This window comes from Hydrogenophaga sp. GW101-3F08, from assembly GCF_059424585.1.
Genome location: NZ_JBWKZP010000012.1, coordinates 22,207 through 37,395, shown reverse-complemented (window position 1 = coordinate 37,395; position 15,189 = coordinate 22,207). Strand labels below are relative to the sequence as shown.

The following is a 15,189-nucleotide window of genomic DNA, read 5'->3' as shown; positions in this document are numbered from 1 at the left end:
ATGGAACGCGATCAGGCATCCAAATTCATCAACGACCTGCTCAAGCTCATGCTCAGCCGCGGGGGCAGCGACCTGTTCATCACGGCCGACTTTCCGCCGGCGATCAAGGTGGATGGCAAGGTCGTCAAGGTTTCACCGCAGCCGCTGAACGCCTCCCACACGCTGGCGCTGGCGCGCGCGATCATGAACGACAAGCAGGCCGCCGAGTTCGAGCGCACCAAGGAGTGCAACTTCGCCATCGCGCCGCCGGCCATCGGGCGCTTCCGGGTCAGTGCATTCATCCAGCAGGGCAAGATCGGCATGGTGCTGCGGACCATCCCGGCCGTGCTGCCCACCATCGACAAGCTCGGCCTGCCCCAGGTGCTCAAGGACGTGGCGCTGTCCAAGCGTGGGCTTTGCATCCTGGTGGGCTCCACCGGCTCGGGCAAGTCCACCTCGCTGGCGGCCATGGTGGACTGGCGCAACGAAAACACCCACGGCCACATCATCACCATTGAAGACCCGGTCGAATTCGTGCACCCGCACAAGAACTGCGTGATCACGCAGCGTGAGGTGGGCCTGGACACCGACAGCTGGGAAGCGGCGCTCAAGAACACGCTGCGCCAGGCGCCCGACGTGATCCTGATGGGCGAAATCCGCGACCGCGAGACCATGGAACACGCGATCCAGTTTTCCGAAACCGGTCACCTGTGTCTGGCCACCCTGCACGCCAACAGCGCCAACCAGGCGCTGGACCGCATCATCAACTTCTTCCCCGAGGAGCGCCGGCCACAGCTGCTGATGGACCTCTCGCTCAACCTGCGCGCCCTGGTCTCCCAGCGCCTGGTGCCCCGGCAAGACAACAAGGGGCGCCATGCCGCGGTCGAGATCATGCTCAACTCGCCACTGATCTCCGACCTGATCTTCAAGGGCGACGTCTCCGAGATCAAGGAGATCATGAAGAAGAGCACCCAGATGGGCATGCAGACCTTCGACCAGGCGCTGTTCAACGCGTTCGAGGCCAACCTCATCACGTTTGAAGATGCGCTGCGCAATGCCGATTCGCTCAACGACCTGCGCCTGCAGATCAAGCTCAACAGCCAGCGCGGCAAATCGGTGGACCTGGCCGCCGGCACCGAGCACATGACGATCGTCTAGAGAAACACCCCCGCCGGGCTTCGCCCGCCCCCTTTTAGGGGGCAACGCGAGTGGCCCGGCAAAGCCGGCTCCACCGCGTTCTGGGTCAGTCCTCTCGCTCCGGCTGCACCGAGACGCCGCATTTCTGGTTTTCCTTTCCCTTTATTGCAGGATCCCTCTCATGAGCAGCATTGCTTCGAAAACCTACGAATCTGTTGCGCCGAAGAGGGTCGCTTTTCTTGGCTTGGGCGTCATGGGTTTCCCGATGGCTGGGCATCTGTCCCAAGCCGGGCATTCGGTGACAGTCTACAACCGGTCGCCGGCCAAGGCGCAGGCCTGGATGGCGGAGTTCGGTGGCGCCGCCAAGGCCACGCCGCGCGAAGCGGCCGCGGGGGCCGACATCGTGTTTTCCTGCGTGGGCAACGACGACGACCTGCGCTCCATCACCCTGGGGGCCGACGGCGCTTTCGCCGGCATGGCGCCGGGCACGGTGTTCGTGGACCACACCACCGCGTCGGCCGACGTGGCGCGCGAGCTGTACGCGGCCGCGAAAGCCCTGGGGCTGGCCTTTGTCGACGCCCCCGTCTCGGGTGGCCAGGCCGGCGCGCAGAATGGTGCCCTCACCATCATGTGTGGTGGCGACGCGGCAGCGTTCGACGCCGTCAAACCGGTGGCCATGGCGTTCTCGCGCGCCTTCACCCTCATGGGTGCCAGCGGCGCCGGTCAGCTCACCAAGATGGTCAACCAGATCTGCATCGCCGGACTGGTGCAGGCCCTGGCCGAAGCCATCGCCTTCGGCCAGAAGGCCGGACTGGACATGCCCCAGGTGCTCGACGTGATCGGCAAGGGCGCCGCCCAGAGCTGGCAACTGGACAACCGCGGCAAGACCATGGTGGCCGACCAGTTCGACTTCGGTTTCGCGGTGGACTGGATGCGCAAGGACCTGGGTCTGGTGCTGGACGAGGCCAAGCGCAATGGCGCGCGGCTGCCAGTGACCGCGCTGGTGGACCAGTTCTACGCCGACGTGCAGGCCATGCAGGGCAACCGGCTCGACACATCGAGCCTGATCAAGCGCTTGAGGTAGGCCCACCCCCGCGTCGCCTGCGGCGCCACCCCCTCAAGGGGGCGATGCCAGTGGCCCGGCAAAGCCGGTTCCACGGCATCCTGGGATCAAGACACGCGCGCCGGAGGCCCCGTGCTGGCGACGCGACCTTGTTTATTTCGCTGGAGCGGACTGCGGCTGCAGACGCGACAGCTCTTCGTCGCTGATGATCTCCAACACCCGCACCACGCGCTGCACACTGGAGGTGTTGCGCACGATCTCGGTGGCGCGGTCGGCTTCGCGCTGGGTCACGCGGCCCATCAGAAACACCGTTCCGCGGTTGGTCACCACCTTGAACGAATTGGCGGACAGGTCCTTGGCGTCCAGCATCGCGGCCTTCACCCGGCCGGTCAGCAGGGTGTCGGCGGTGCGCTCGCGCAGCGTCGGGCTGTTGGCGACGTCGAGTTCGTTGACCACGCCGGCCACATTGGCCACCTGGCCGACAACCTGACCCGCCAGCTCCTTGTCGCGCGCGCTCACCACCTCACCGGTCAGCAGCACCCGGCGGTTGTAGCTGGTCACGTCCAGCCGGGCCCGCGTGCCCATCTGGTCGCGCAGCCGGTTGGCGGCCCGCAGCTCAATGGTCTGGTCGTCCAGCTGGGCACCCGAGGTGCGGCGGTCGGTGGCCACCAGGGCGCTGCCCACGGCCGCGCCACCCATCATCAGGGGGGCACAGGCCGACACGGTGGCACCCAGCAGAACGGAGGCCAGGACGGTGGCCGCGAGGCGGCTGTGGCGGGGTTGTTGCGTCTGATTCATGAGGGACTCTCCTGTTCGTTGTTCAACTCGTCGGGCAGGCCCAGCAACTGGGCATCCACACCGTCGCAAATACAGTGCAACACGATGTGATGCACCTCCAGAATCCGGGCCGGCAGCTCGTGCGGCACGCACACGTGCACGTCGGTGTCGCGCAGCATCTGCGCCAGACGGCCGCCACGTGCGCCGGTGAGCGCCACCACCGTCATGTCGCGTTCGTGCGCCGCTTCCACCGCCGCCAGCATGTTGGCCGAGCTGCCGCTGGTGGACAACGCCAGCAGCACGTCGCCAGCGTGGCCCAGCGCGCGCACCTGGCGGGCAAAGATGGACCGGGCATCAAAATCGGTGGCGATGCCGGTGAGCACCGCGGCGTCGGACGAGAGCGAGAACGCGGCCAGCTCCGGGCGTTCGCGCTCGTAGCGGCCCACGAAGCTGGCGGCGAAGTGCTGCGCGGCCGCAGCCGAGGCCCCGTTGCCGCAGGTCAGCACCTTGCCGCCACCGGTCACGCTGGCGAGCACGGCCGTGGTCGCGGCCTCGACCACCGGGGCGAGCGACTGGGCGCACTGGTACTTCAGGTCGGCGCTGTCGATGAATTGTTGCTGGATGCGTTGCAGAAGCATGGGGCGATCATAGCGGCGGGGCGGGTGTCAAAAGGTAGCGGACGCATCAAAAGCGGCGCGCAACCATTCGAGCCGAACCGGTGGCGCGGCCGGGTCCGGGCGCTCGCCAAGCGGCGTGGGCCGACCGTGCACCAGCACCACGTCGAAACGGCATGGGGGCTCTGAGCCCCAGCGCAGCAAAAAGTGCCGCGCCGCGAACACGATGCGGCGCTGTTTGGTGGCGGTGATGCTCGCCGCCGCACCGCCCTGGCGGGCACTGGCGCGCTGGCGCACCTCGACGAACACCAGCGTGCCGTCGGCCTCGCGCATAATCAAATCGAGTTCGCCACCGCCGCGGCCCGGGGTTTTGAAATTGCGCTGCACCAGGCGCAAACCCTGGCGCTGCAAATGCGCCAGCGCGGCGTCCTCGGCCACGTCGCCACGCTGCTTGGTGGTGATGGTCGGCGCCGCCTCGGGGCGGTCTGGCCGGGTGGGTGAACCCTGTTTCCGGAAATTCCACATTGTCTGCACACACTCCCTCCCTGTTGGCCGCCGCCCGTGAAGCGGCCGCTCACCAGCATTATCCGCAAGGCGCGCTCTACATGGTGGCCACGCCGATCGGCAATCTGGCCGATATCGGCCTGCGCGCGCTGCAGGTGCTCTCGCTGGCCGACACCGTGGCCTGCGAGGACACGCGCCACACCGCCGGGCTGCTGCAGGGCTATGGCCTGCACAAGCCGCTGCTGGCGCTGCACGAGCACAACGAGGCCGAGGCGGCCCAGACGGTGGTGCAGCGGCTGCGCGAGGGCCAGCGGGTGGCCTATGTGAGCGACGCCGGCACCCCCGGCGTGAGCGATCCGGGCGCGCGGCTGGTGGCCGCGGTGCACGACGCCGGGCTGCGCAGCGTGCCCGTCCCGGGCGCCAGCAGCATCACCGCGCTGCTCAGCGTGGCCGGCCACAGCGGCTGGAACGGCCACTTTGTGTTCGCCGGCTTTCTCTCACCCAAGGCCGCCGAGCGGCAGCGCGAGGTGCAGGGCCTGGGCGCCGACGAGCGCGCCTGCGTGCTGCTCGAAGCACCGCACCGCATCGAAGCGCTGGCCAAGGACCTGGCGGTGCTGGGCGAGCGGCGGCTGACCGTGGGCCGCGAGCTGACCAAACAATTTGAAGAAGTGGCGCAGATGCCCGCGAGCGGCTTTCCCGCCTGGCTGCAGGCCGGCGCGCACCGCACGCGGGGCGAATTCGTGCTGATGCTGCACCCGCTGGCCACCACCGGTGGTGAAGAAGGCGCGGTGGACGCCGCGGCGCTGCGCGTGCTGGACCTGCTGCTGGCCGAGCTGCCGCTGAAAACCGCGGTGCGCCTGTGCGCGGACATCACCGGCCAGCCACGCAACGCGCTGTACAACGCGGCGCTGGCCCGCCGCAAACCGGCCGACGACGAAGAGGACGACTGAGAGGCTGAAAGCCCCGGGCGCCAAAGCGCCGTTCAGCGCCTCAGAGCGGGACCCGGGACATGGTGTCCGGTCCCTTGCGGGCACCACCAGCGCCCGGCGGCGCCAGCGGCGCGTCCGGCACTTCGGTGGCCTGCACATCCACCACGTCATCGCCCGTGGGCCGTTCGCCGCGCCCCGGCCACACGCCCTGGGCATAGCGTTGCGAGTTCTGGCGCATGCGGCTGAACATCACCACCGGCGCGGGTTTGCGCCCCGTCAGCAACGACCACAGCGACACCCCGAGCACGACCACGATGGCGGCCAGCAGGAAGCTGAGCACGAACACGCCCGCGGCCAACACCAGCACCAGTTTGAAAACGCCGCGCAGCACACGGCTCAGAAAATCGGCAAATCCATTCATGTATCAGTGAGCCCATCGGGCCAGGAGAGTTCCGGGACCAGGCGCCCGCCGCCATGTCCATCTGCAATACATCGGTCAACGCCACCCCAGCTGAGGCCATTTTCGCCGTTTGCAAGCCGGGCGGGTGACACACACGCCCGGCGCCCCGGCTGCTATGCTGGCGCGCATCTGCGCCCGCGGCGCCCCTTGGCCCGCACACACCCCCATGAAACGCCTGTCCCAATACTTTTTCCGCGGTCTCATCACCTTCCTGCCCCTGGCCATCACGGTGTATGTGCTGGTGCTGTTCGTGACCTGGACCGAACGCACCGCCATGTGGCTGATCCGCCCCGTCATCGGCAACTTCTACCTGCCCGGCCTGGGCATCGCGCTGGGCGGGGTGCTGATCCTGGCGCTGGGCATGCTGATCTCCCAGCCCATCACGTCGCGCCTGCTGTCCTGGGTCGAGCTGCCGTTCACCAACCTGCCGGTGGTGAAAAGCATCTACACCTCGCTGAAGAACTTCGCCGATTACTTCGCGCCACACGATCAGGATGCCCAGCAGGTCGTGCTGCTGAAGTGGCCGGGCAACGAGCTGGGGATCGTCGGTCTGGTCACGCGCCAGTCGATGCAGGGGCTGCCCGGCGCCCTGGGTGAACTGGACCAGGTGGCCGTGTACCTGCCCATGGGCTACATGATCGGCGGCTACACCGTCTTCGTGCCGCGCAGCTGGACCACGCCGATCGACATGTCGGTCGAAGAGGCCATGCGCATGGCCCTGATCGCGTTCATGGCCTCGAACCGCGGCGCACCGCCGGCCGCGCCCCCGTCCACCTGACGCCAACCCGCACAGCCACCATGAGCATCCGCCACCTCGACGCCCTCTTCAACCCCGCATCGGTGGCCGTGTTCGGTGCCTCGATGCGCCCGGCCAGCGTGGGCGCCACGGTCTGGCGCAACCTGCTGATCGGCGGTTTTGCCGGAGCGCTCTACCCGGTCAACCCGAAACACGCCGAGCTCGATGGCGTCAAGACCTACGCCAGTGTGGCGGCGCTGCCGCAGGCGCCCGACCTGGCCGTGATCTGCACGCCCGCGGCCACCGTGGTGCGGCTGATCAAGGAGCTCGGCGCGCGTGGCACGCGCGCGGCCATCGTCGTCACGGCCGGCCTGAGCGCGGCGCAGAAGCAGGCCATGCTGGAGGCCGCGCGCGTGCACACGCTGCGCATTCTTGGCCCCAACTGCATCGGCATGCTGGTGCCCCACCTGGGGCTGAACGCCAGCTTCGCGCACATCGGGGCGCGCCAGGGCGAACTGGCCTTCGTCTCGCAGTCGGGCGCGCTGGTCACGGCCATGCTGGACTGGGCCGGCTCGCGCGGCATCGGCTTCTCGCACTTCGTCTCGCTGGGCGAGCGCGCCGACGTGGACTTCGGCGACATGCTCGACTACCTCGGCAGCGATCCCAAAACCCGCGCCATCCTGCTCTACATCGAAAGCATCGAGGGAAGCCGCAAGTTCATGTCGGCCGCACGCGCCGCAGCGCGCAACAAGCCGGTGATCGTGGTCAAGGCCGGGCGTTCGAGCGCGGGCCAGGCCGCGGCGGCTTCGCACACCGGCGCACTCGCGGGCTCCGACGCGGTGTTCGACGCGGCCATTGCCCGCGCCGGCATGTTGCGCGTGGACACGTTGCACGAGCTGTTCCTCGCGGCCGAGACGCTGGCGCGTTTCCGCGACGGCCCCTCGGGCGGGCTCATCGTGCTCACCAACGGCGGCGGCGCCGGTGTGATGGCGGCCGACGCCGCGGCCACCGACAACGTGCCGCTGACCCCGCTGGACGACGCGCTGCTGGCGCGGCTCAACGCCGTGCTGCCCGCCCACTGGTCGCGCGCCAACCCGGTGGACATCATCGGCGACGCGCCGGCCCAGCGCTACGTGGACGCGCTCGAAGCGCTGTCGCACGACCGCGAGAGCGCGGTGCTGTTCATCCACGCGCCCACCGCCATCGTGCCCAGCCTGGACATCGCGCAGGCCCTGCTGCCGCAGGTGGGCACCACGCCCCAGCGCGTGCTGGGCTGCTGGCTCGGCGACACGGCCGTGGCCGCGGCGCGCCAGACCTTCCGCGACGCCGGTGTGCCCGACTTCAACACACCCGAAGAGGCGGTGCGCGCGTTTTGTTTCCTGCGCACCTTCCGCCTGCACCAGGAAGAGCTGCTGCAGACGCCCGTGGCCCGCGGCGCCGCCCGGGCGGTGGACCTGCCGCGCATCCGCGCCATCGTGGACGGCGTGCTCGCCAGCGGGCGCGAGCTGCTGACCGAACCCGAGGCCAAGGACTTCCTCGCCGCCGCCGGCCTGCCGGTGGTGCCCACGCGCGTGGTCGAGGCCGACGCGGCCGAAGCCCAGGCCGCGGCCGAGGCCATGGGCTACCCGGTCGCGCTCAAGATCCTCTCACACGCCATCACGCACAAGTCCGACGTCGGCGGGGTGCGCCTGAACATCGGCAGCGCCGCCGAGCTGGCCGAGGCCTGCGCCGCGATGCTCGCGCGCGTGGGCGAGCTGCGGCCCGACGCCGACGTGCAGGGCTTCACCGTGCAGCCCATGGTGCGCAAGAAGCACGCGCACGAACTCATCGTCGGCGCCAGTGTGGACCCGGTGTTCGGCCCGGTGATCCTGTTCGGCGCCGGCGGCGTGGCGGTGGAGGTGCTGGCCGACCGCGCGCTGGCCCTGCCGCCGCTCAACACCGCGCTGGCGCTGGCGCAGATCCACCGCACGCGCATCGCGAAACTGCTGCACGGCTACCGCGACGAACCCACCGCCGACCTCGATGGCATCGCCCAGGTGCTGGTGGCCGTGTCGCAGCTGCTGGCCGAGGTGCCCGAACTGGCAGAACTGGACATCAACCCGCTGCTGGTCAACCACGAGAGCGCGGTGGCGCTGGATGCGCGCGTGCGCCTCTCGGCCCGGCGCCCGGCCGGCGCGGCGCACTTCGCCATCCTGCCCTACCCGGCCGAGCTGATCGAAACCTGGACCTGGCGCGAGCAGTCCGTGGTGCTTCGCCCCATCCGGCCGGAGGACGAGGCCCAGCACCGCGCCTTTCTGGAGCGGCTGGACCCCGAGGACATCCGCCTGCGCGTGTTCTACAGCCGCCGCAGCATCGAACACAGCGAGCTCGCGCGGCTCACCCAGATCGACTACGCGCGCGAGATGGCCTTCATCGCCACCCGCGCCACGCCCGAGGGCGGCGAGGAGACCCTGGGCGCGGTGCGCGCCACGGTGGACCCGGACAACCACACCGCCGAGTTCGGCGTCATCGTGCGCTCCGACCTCAAGGGCTCGGGCCTGGGCCACCGGCTCATGGACAAGATGATTCGGTACCTGCGCGAGCGCGGCACGCGGCGCCTGGTGGGCACGGTGCTGCGCATCAACCACGGCATGCTGGAACTTGCCCACACGCTGGGCTTCCAAGAAGCCGACAACCCCAACGATCCGGACAACCACGACACGCGGTTCGTGTCGCTGGATCTGCAGCCCCCCGTCCATCCCGACGACCGTTCGGGCTGAGCCTGCCCAAGCCCTGGCGCACACGGCTTTCACAGGCTCCCCGAACGGCAGGCATTCCCCCGTTCAAGGAGCCCGCGATGCCATCAAACCACCCACCCTCTCGCCGCGCACTGCTGCTGCGCGGTGCCACCGTGATCGCCGCCACCGCCGCGCCGGCATGGCTCACCCCGGCCCGGGCCCAGACCGAGCTGCGCCCCACACCCAGCCAGACCGAAGGCCCCTACTACCCCGTGGCGCTGCCGGCCGACACCGACTTCGACCTGCTGCGCAACGGCAGCGCGCGTTACGGCCAGGGCCAGCCGGCCTGGGTCGAAGGCACCGTGACCGACACCCAGGGCGTGCCGGTGGCGGGCGCGGTGGTCGAGATCTGGCAGTGCGACCAGGCCGGCCACTACCACCACCCCGGCGACGGCGGCCGGGCCGATCCGGCCTTTCAAGGCTTTGGCCGGGTCGGCGTCGGCCGCGACGGGCGCTACCGCTTCCGCACCCTGCGGCCCGCGCCCTACAGCGGGCGCACGCCGCACATCCACGTCAAGGTGAAGCTGGACCGCGCGGAACTGCTCACCACCCAGCTCTATGTGGCGGGCGACCCCGGCAATGCGCGCGACTTCCTGTGGCGCCGCCTGGGTGAACAGGGCCAGGCCGCGCTGACCCGCCCCTTCGTGGCGGCCACCGATGGCCTGCGCGCGGAATTTCCCATCGTGGTTCGGGCCTGAGCCAGCCCCTTGACCCCGGTGCACGGCATGGAAAACCGGCACTGCGTCACGCCGAGTGGGGATTCTTGACCCGGGTGGATGCAAAAACCTAGGGTTTACCCTATACTGCACTGCAACATTTGTTGTTTGCCCGATAGGAGAAACGCCATGTCCAGCGTCCTTGCCCACACCACCCACCCCTCCCTGGCCGGCCCGATCGCCGCCTGGTTCCACGCCGGCCTGCAACGCGCCCGTGCCCTGTGGAACGCACCACTTCTGGCCGCCGCCCAGCGGCGTCCGCTGACCCGTTTCGAAGAAGCCGAACAGGTGCGCGCCATGGCCATGGACCTGGTCGACTCCGACCCGGCTTTCGCACAAGACCTGTTCGCCGCCGCCGATCGGCACGAGCTGGAATAACCCGCCGGGGGACGGCAGGGGCGGCCCGGCAAAACCGGTTCCGCCATGCCCTCGGTCAAACCCCTCGCGACTAGGGGCGTTTCCATTCAGACGTCGAAGCGCACCCCCTGCGCCAAGGGCAGCTCGCGCGAGTAATTGATGGTGTTGGTGGCACGGCGCATGTAGGCGCGCCAGGCGTCCGAACCCGACTCGCGCCCGCCGCCGGTGTCCTTCTCGCCGCCGAAAGCACCGCCGATTTCGGCGCCCGAAGTGCCGATGTTCACGTTGGCGATCCCGCAATCGGAGCCCGTCGCCGAGAGAAAGGCCTCGGTCTCGCGCAGGTCGTTGCTGAAGATCGCCGAGGACAGGCCCTGGGGCACGGCGTTTTGCAGCGCCACCGCGTCCTCGAAGCGCTCGTAACCCATCACGTACAGGATCGGCGCGAAGGTCTCGTGGCAGATCGTGTCGGTTTGCGCGGGCATCTCCACGATGGCCGGCTTGACGTAGTAGGCGTTCGGAAACGGCACTTGCAACACCCGCTCACCACCGAACACCTGACCACCCTGTTCAACGGCCGCGCGCAAAGCGCTTTGCATGGCCTCGAAACTCCGCGCGTCGATCAGCGGCCCGACCAGGGTGTCGGCCGCCAGCGGGTTGCCGATGGGCAGGCCGGCGTAGGCCTTCTTCAGCCGCTGCACCAGGGCTTCCTGGTGGCTCTTGTGCACGATCAGGCGGCGCGTGCTGGTGCAGCGCTGGCCGGCGGTGCCCACGGCGGCGAAGGCGATGCCGCGCACGGCTAGGTCGAGGTCGGCCGTGGGCGCGACGATGACCGCGTTGTTGCCGCCCAGCTCCAGCAGCGAGCGGCCGAAACGGCGCGCCACCCGGGGGCCGACCTCGCGCCCCATGCGGGTGCTGCCGGTGGCCGACACCAGGGCCACGCGAACGTCGTCCACCAACGCCGCCCCCACCTCGCGCTCGCCGATCACCAGAGCTGAAAGCCCGGCGGGGGCGTCGTCGCCGAAGCGCCGGGCGGCGCGCTCGAACAGGGCCTGGCAGGCCAGCGCCGTCAACGGCGTTTTCTCCGACGGCTTCCAGACCACCGCATCGCCGCAGACCACGGCCAGCGCGGCGTTCCACGCCCAGACCGCGACCGGGAAGTTGAAGGCGCTGATCACGCCCACCACACCCAGTGGGTGCCAGGTTTCCATCATGCGGTGGCCGGGGCGCTCCGAGGCGATGGTCAGGCCGTACAACTGGCGCGAGAGGCCGACCGCGAAGTCGCAGATGTCGATCATTTCCTGGACCTCGCCCAGGCCTTCGGAACGGATCTTGCCCGCCTCCACCGAGACCAGCTCGCCCAGGGTCTGCTTGTGCTCGCGCAGCGCCTCGCCGAACAGGCGGATCAGCTCGCCACGGCGCGGCGCGGGCACGCTGCGCCAGGCCTTGAAGGCCACGTCGGCACGACCGACGGCCGCCGCGACCGCTTCGGTCGAGGCCGGGTGCACGGCGCCGATCACGCTGCCGTCGATCGGCGAACGCACGGCAAGCGCCCCTTCGGCGAATGCGCTGGGGTTCACACCCAGGCGGGCCAACAGCTGCGAAACGGTTTGGGACAGGGGATGGGACATGGGAATTTCCGGAGATGTTGGGGGAAGCAGAAGTCGAAGGAGCGAAGGACCGATCGGGTGGGTTGAAGCATGCCCATGCGTTGTGCCGGGCCGTGGAACCGGCGCCGTCAGCCCAGCGACCGCGCACCGACGAAGTGCGAGAGCTGTGCGCCGATCTCGTAGAAGGCTTCCCGCGGGGCCTTCAGCCGCACGGGCACGGCGCCGGAGACGGGCAGCGACAGGTCGGCCACCGTGATCTCGCCCAGCACCAGACGCGCCAGCTCGCGGCCCAGGACCGTGCCGGGCGCGATGCCGCGACCGTTGTAGCCACAGAAGGCCACGGTGTTGCGGGCCAGTTGGTGAAAACGCGGCAAGGCATTGGCCGTCATGCCGATCTCCCCGTACCACTCGTGTTCAAAGGCCACGCCACGCAACTGTGGAAACAGCTTGGCCAGGGCGCGGCGTCCCCAGTCGCGGTGGATGGGCCGCCCCACGCCCCGGAGCGCCCCCACGCTGCCCAAGACCAGGCGGCCCTGGCGGTCGAGGCGGAAGGAAGACAGCACCTGGCGGGTGTCCCAGGCGCCCTGGCGCTCCGGCAGGATGTGGCTCAAGAGCGCGGGCGGCAACGGGGCCGTCGCCATATTGAAATAGGGCAGCCGGACCAGTTCGGCCTGCAGCGCGCCCCAGGGCCCGTCGGCGCTGGAGTAGGCGTTGGTCGCCACGATCACCCAGGGCGCGTGAACGGCACCGCCGCCGACGGTGTTCACGCGCCAATGCCGGCCCTCGTCCTGCACGGCGCTGACCACCGTCTGGGTGTGCAGCTGCGCGCCTGCGGCCACGGCGGCATGGGCCAGCCCCCGGGCGTAGGCCAGGGGCTGGACCGTGCCCGCACGCAGGTCCAGCAGCGCGCCCAGGTAGGCGTCGGTGCCGGTTTTCTGCGCCGTCTCGGCCTGGGACAGCACCCGCACGGGCGCGCCCAGGGCCTGCCATTGGCACGCGCGCTCCTGCAGTTCGCGCAGGCCCGCGGCGTCGGGGGCGCAGTGCAAGGTGCCGCTGCGCTGCGGTTCGCAGTCCATGCCGTGGCGCTCGATCAGCTCGAACACCTGCGAGGGCGCGTTCCCCAACCGGTCCAGGAGCCGGTGGCCCAGCGATTCACCCAGCTCGCCGGGCAGCGCGGAGGGCATGACCCACATCCCGGCGTTGACCAGACCCACGTTGCGCCCCGAGCCGCCAAAGCCCACCTCCTGCGCCTCCAGCACCACCACGCGGGCACCGCGCTGCGCCAGCACCAGCGCGGCCGACAGGCCGGTGTACCCGGCGCCGACCACAACCGCATCGGCGTGCAGCGTCGCACGCAACGCCGACGTGACCGGGGCCGGGGGCGCGGAGGCCTCCCACAGGCCGTGAGAGTGAGGGTCGTGGTTCATGGGGCTGTTGACATGGAATCCCGCAGGCACCGGGAACACGCTCAGATCATTCTGAAATGTCCTCAAGCTGGCGATCGGGAAACGCAGTCTCTCCGGGAGTTCGAGTCAGGTCAAACGATAATCCCGACCCACATCATTCCAATTTGGAATGATCAATCCCATGACCATGGCCCTGTTCCCGTCCCGCTTCCTGCCCTCGATGGGCATGCTCAAGGCGTTTGAGGCGGCCGCCCGGCTGGGCAGCTTCACGGCCGCCGCGGGCGAACTCCACCTCACGCAAAGCGCGGTCAGCCGGCAGATCCGGGGCTTGGAGGACCAGCTCGGCGCCGAGCTGTTCATCCGTGAGCGGCAGACGGTGCGCCTGACCCTGGCGGGCGAAGCCTACGCTCAGGAAATCCGGGCCGCGTTGCAGCGCCTGTCGGCCGCCGCCCTGGCCTTTCGGGCCAACCCCCACGGAGGAACGCTGAACCTGGCCATCCTGCCGACGTTTGGCACCCGCTGGCTCGCGCCCCGCCTGCCCCAGTTTCTGGCGCACCACCCGGGCGTGACCATCAACCTGACGACGCGGCTGGTGCCCTTTGACTTCCAGGCCGAACCGATGGACGCTGCCATCCACTTCGGCACGCCGCACTGGCCCGGCGCCACGCTGGATGTCCTGATGAACGAAACGGTGGTGCCGGTGTGCAGCCCTGGACTGTTGGCCCAGCACCCGATCCGATCCGCCGCCGACCTGCTCCGCGCACCCTTGCTGCACCTGGTCAGCCGCCCCGACGCCTGGGAACGCTGGTTCGCCGCGATGGGCGTGCACGCCGCCGAGGTCCACGGCATGCTGGTCGATCAGTTCGCGATGGCCGCGCAAGCCGCCACCGCCGGACTCGGCTGCGCCCTGTTGCCCCGGTTCCTGATCGACGGCGAGCTGGCGCGCGGCGAGCTGGTCATGCCGGTGGAGGGACCCGTGGACAGCGGGAGCTACTACCTGGCCTGGCCCGCACACCGTGAGAGCCACCCGCCGCTGCAGGCGTTCAGGGACTGGATCCGGCGCGCCGCACAGCCGCAGGCCTGAACGGGACGCGCTCCTGCACCAGGGGCCGCCCCAGCACGCAGGCAATCCACCCCAACAAATCAACCAGACAAGCTGGGAAAGTCCCTGCTCACTCCGGAGAGCGAGGGATTCAACCAAGGGACATCGCGGAACCGGCTTCGCCGGGCCGCAGATGCCGTCCCCCCTCCCAGCGCCGCAGGCGCGCCAGAGAGGGGGGAAGCCGCGTCAGCGGCGCAGGGGGGTGATCTCTACTTGATCATCCACTCGTGCGCCGGGTCGTTCTTGAAGACCCAGAAGCGGTTCGGCCCGGCCATCACGTTCAGGTAGTACAGGTCGTAACCGTGCGGGGCCACCACGGGGTGGTAACCGCGCGGCACCATCACCACGTCGTGGTCTTCCACCGCGCAGGCCTCGTCCAGGCTGCGGTCGTCGGTGTAGACGCGCTGGAAGGCGAAGCCCTGCGGCGGGTTGAGGCGGTGGTAGTAGGTCTCTTCCAGCAGGGTTTCGGTCGGCGGGGTTTCCTGATCGTGCTTGTGCGGCGGGTAGCTGCTGGAATGGCTGGCCGGCGTCATCACCTCCACCACCAGCAGGTGGGCGGCGCCGGGGTCGTCGTGCGGCAGGATGTCGCAGACGTAGCGGGTGTTGGTGCCTTTGCCGCGCACGCTGCGCCGCATGCTGGCGGGGTCGATCACGCGCACCGGGCGGGCCTGGCCATCGCCGGGGGCGGTGCACAGAGCCAGCTCGGCGTCGCGCGCGGCGCGCACCTGCACGGTCTTACCCGGCGGCACATAGATGGCGGCGGGCGAGGTTTCCTCGAACACGCTGCTGCGGGTGCCCAGGTTGGCGTGCGTCTGGCCGTCCACGGTCACGTCCACGCTGCCGGTCAGCACCACCAGGCACAGCTCGCGTTCGCCGGTGTCCACCGCTTCCGATTCACCGGCCGCCAGGCGCAGGGCGCGAAAGCCCACGTGGGTCCAGCCCGCGCGCTCGGGCGTGACGTTGACGATCTCGCGCCCGGTGGGCGCGGCTTTGGCGAGTAAAGGACTGACCATTTGAAGCTCCTC

Annotated in this window: 15 protein-coding genes; 8 read left to right on the top strand and 7 right to left on the bottom strand. The window is 69.5% G+C overall.

Annotated elements, in window-relative coordinates; all coding sequences use genetic code 11:
* Positions 1 to 1,137, top strand: coding sequence for a PilT/PilU family type 4a pilus ATPase (locus AC07YZ_RS22775; protein ID WP_226490273.1), 1,137 nt, complete (start codon positions 1 to 3; stop codon positions 1,135 to 1,137).
* Between the two features lie 160 nt (positions 1,138 to 1,297).
* Positions 1,298 to 2,200, top strand: coding sequence for an NAD(P)-dependent oxidoreductase (locus AC07YZ_RS22770; RefSeq protein ID WP_494796468.1), 903 nt, complete (start codon positions 1,298 to 1,300; stop codon positions 2,198 to 2,200).
* A 132-nt stretch (positions 2,201 to 2,332) separates the two neighbouring features.
* Here AC07YZ_RS22770 and AC07YZ_RS22765 read toward each other — a convergent pair whose 3' ends face one another.
* From AC07YZ_RS22765 to AC07YZ_RS22755, 3 genes are read right to left on the bottom strand one after another with little or no spacing between them, the layout of a single operon-like run.
* Positions 2,333 to 2,977, bottom strand: a complete 645-nt coding sequence (locus AC07YZ_RS22765; RefSeq protein WP_226490275.1) for a BON domain-containing protein — start codon at positions 2,975 to 2,977, stop codon at positions 2,333 to 2,335.
* A complete protein-coding gene (locus AC07YZ_RS22760) occupies positions 2,974 to 3,594 on the bottom strand; it encodes an SIS domain-containing protein (protein WP_226490276.1) in 621 nt (206 codons plus the stop codon). Before AC07YZ_RS22760 ends, AC07YZ_RS22765 begins: the two co-directional genes overlap by 4 nt.
* A gap of 27 nt (positions 3,595 to 3,621) precedes the next feature.
* Complete coding sequence (locus AC07YZ_RS22755; protein ID WP_494796535.1) at positions 3,622 to 4,095, bottom strand: YraN family protein; 474 nt, start codon at positions 4,093 to 4,095, stop codon at positions 3,622 to 3,624.
* Between AC07YZ_RS22755 and rsmI the strand changes: the two genes are divergently transcribed.
* Positions 4,095 to 5,024, top strand: coding sequence for a 16S rRNA (cytidine(1402)-2'-O)-methyltransferase (gene rsmI / locus AC07YZ_RS22750; protein ID WP_494796467.1), 930 nt, complete (start codon positions 4,095 to 4,097; stop codon positions 5,022 to 5,024). The genes AC07YZ_RS22755 and rsmI overlap by 1 nt on opposite strands.
* Before the next feature lie 40 nt (positions 5,025 to 5,064).
* On the opposite strand, the gene AC07YZ_RS22745 is transcribed toward rsmI, so the two are convergent.
* Positions 5,065 to 5,424, bottom strand: coding sequence for a DUF485 domain-containing protein (locus AC07YZ_RS22745; protein WP_494796466.1), 360 nt, complete (start codon positions 5,422 to 5,424; stop codon positions 5,065 to 5,067).
* 205 nt (positions 5,425 to 5,629) lie between these two features.
* Between AC07YZ_RS22745 and AC07YZ_RS22740 the strand changes: the two genes are divergently transcribed.
* From AC07YZ_RS22740 to AC07YZ_RS22725, 4 genes are all read left to right on the top strand, one after another.
* Positions 5,630 to 6,241 (top strand): DUF502 domain-containing protein, encoded by a 612-nt coding sequence (locus tag AC07YZ_RS22740; protein WP_226490279.1) that lies wholly within the window; start codon positions 5,630 to 5,632, stop codon positions 6,239 to 6,241.
* A gap of 20 nt (positions 6,242 to 6,261) precedes the next feature.
* Positions 6,262 to 8,958: a bifunctional acetate--CoA ligase family protein/GNAT family N-acetyltransferase gene (locus tag AC07YZ_RS22735; protein ID WP_494796465.1), complete on the top strand. Its 2,697-nt coding sequence runs from the start codon at positions 6,262 to 6,264 to the stop codon at positions 8,956 to 8,958.
* 77 nt (positions 8,959 to 9,035) lie between these two features.
* Entirely contained in the window at positions 9,036 to 9,674 is a 639-nt protein-coding gene (locus AC07YZ_RS22730) for a dioxygenase family protein (RefSeq protein WP_494796464.1), read from the top strand.
* Positions 9,675 to 9,821: 147 nt separating this feature from the next.
* Entirely contained in the window at positions 9,822 to 10,070 is a 249-nt protein-coding gene (locus AC07YZ_RS22725; RefSeq protein WP_226490282.1) for a hypothetical protein, read from the top strand.
* An 86-nt stretch (positions 10,071 to 10,156) separates the two neighbouring features.
* Here AC07YZ_RS22725 and amaB read toward each other — a convergent pair whose 3' ends face one another.
* A complete protein-coding gene (gene amaB / locus AC07YZ_RS22720) occupies positions 10,157 to 11,677 on the bottom strand; it encodes an L-piperidine-6-carboxylate dehydrogenase (RefSeq protein WP_494796463.1) in 1,521 nt (506 codons plus the stop codon).
* Between the two features lie 107 nt (positions 11,678 to 11,784).
* Positions 11,785 to 13,083 carry an NAD(P)/FAD-dependent oxidoreductase gene (locus AC07YZ_RS22715; protein ID WP_494796462.1) on the bottom strand — a complete coding sequence of 433 codons (1,299 nt, stop codon included), beginning with the start codon at positions 13,081 to 13,083 and terminating at the stop codon, positions 11,785 to 11,787.
* A gap of 160 nt (positions 13,084 to 13,243) precedes the next feature.
* Here AC07YZ_RS22715 and AC07YZ_RS22710 point away from each other — a divergent pair, with 160 nt between their 5' ends.
* The gene (locus tag AC07YZ_RS22710) at positions 13,244 to 14,146 is read left to right on the top strand and encodes a LysR family transcriptional regulator (RefSeq protein ID WP_494796461.1); all 903 of its coding nucleotides are present in this window, start codon (positions 13,244 to 13,246) and stop codon (positions 14,144 to 14,146) included.
* Between the two features lie 227 nt (positions 14,147 to 14,373).
* Here the strand turns inward: AC07YZ_RS22710 and iolB are convergent, their stop codons facing one another.
* Positions 14,374 to 15,177, bottom strand: coding sequence for a 5-deoxy-glucuronate isomerase (gene iolB, locus AC07YZ_RS22705; protein ID WP_494796460.1), 804 nt, complete (start codon positions 15,175 to 15,177; stop codon positions 14,374 to 14,376).
* Positions 15,178 to 15,189 lie beyond the last annotated feature (12 nt).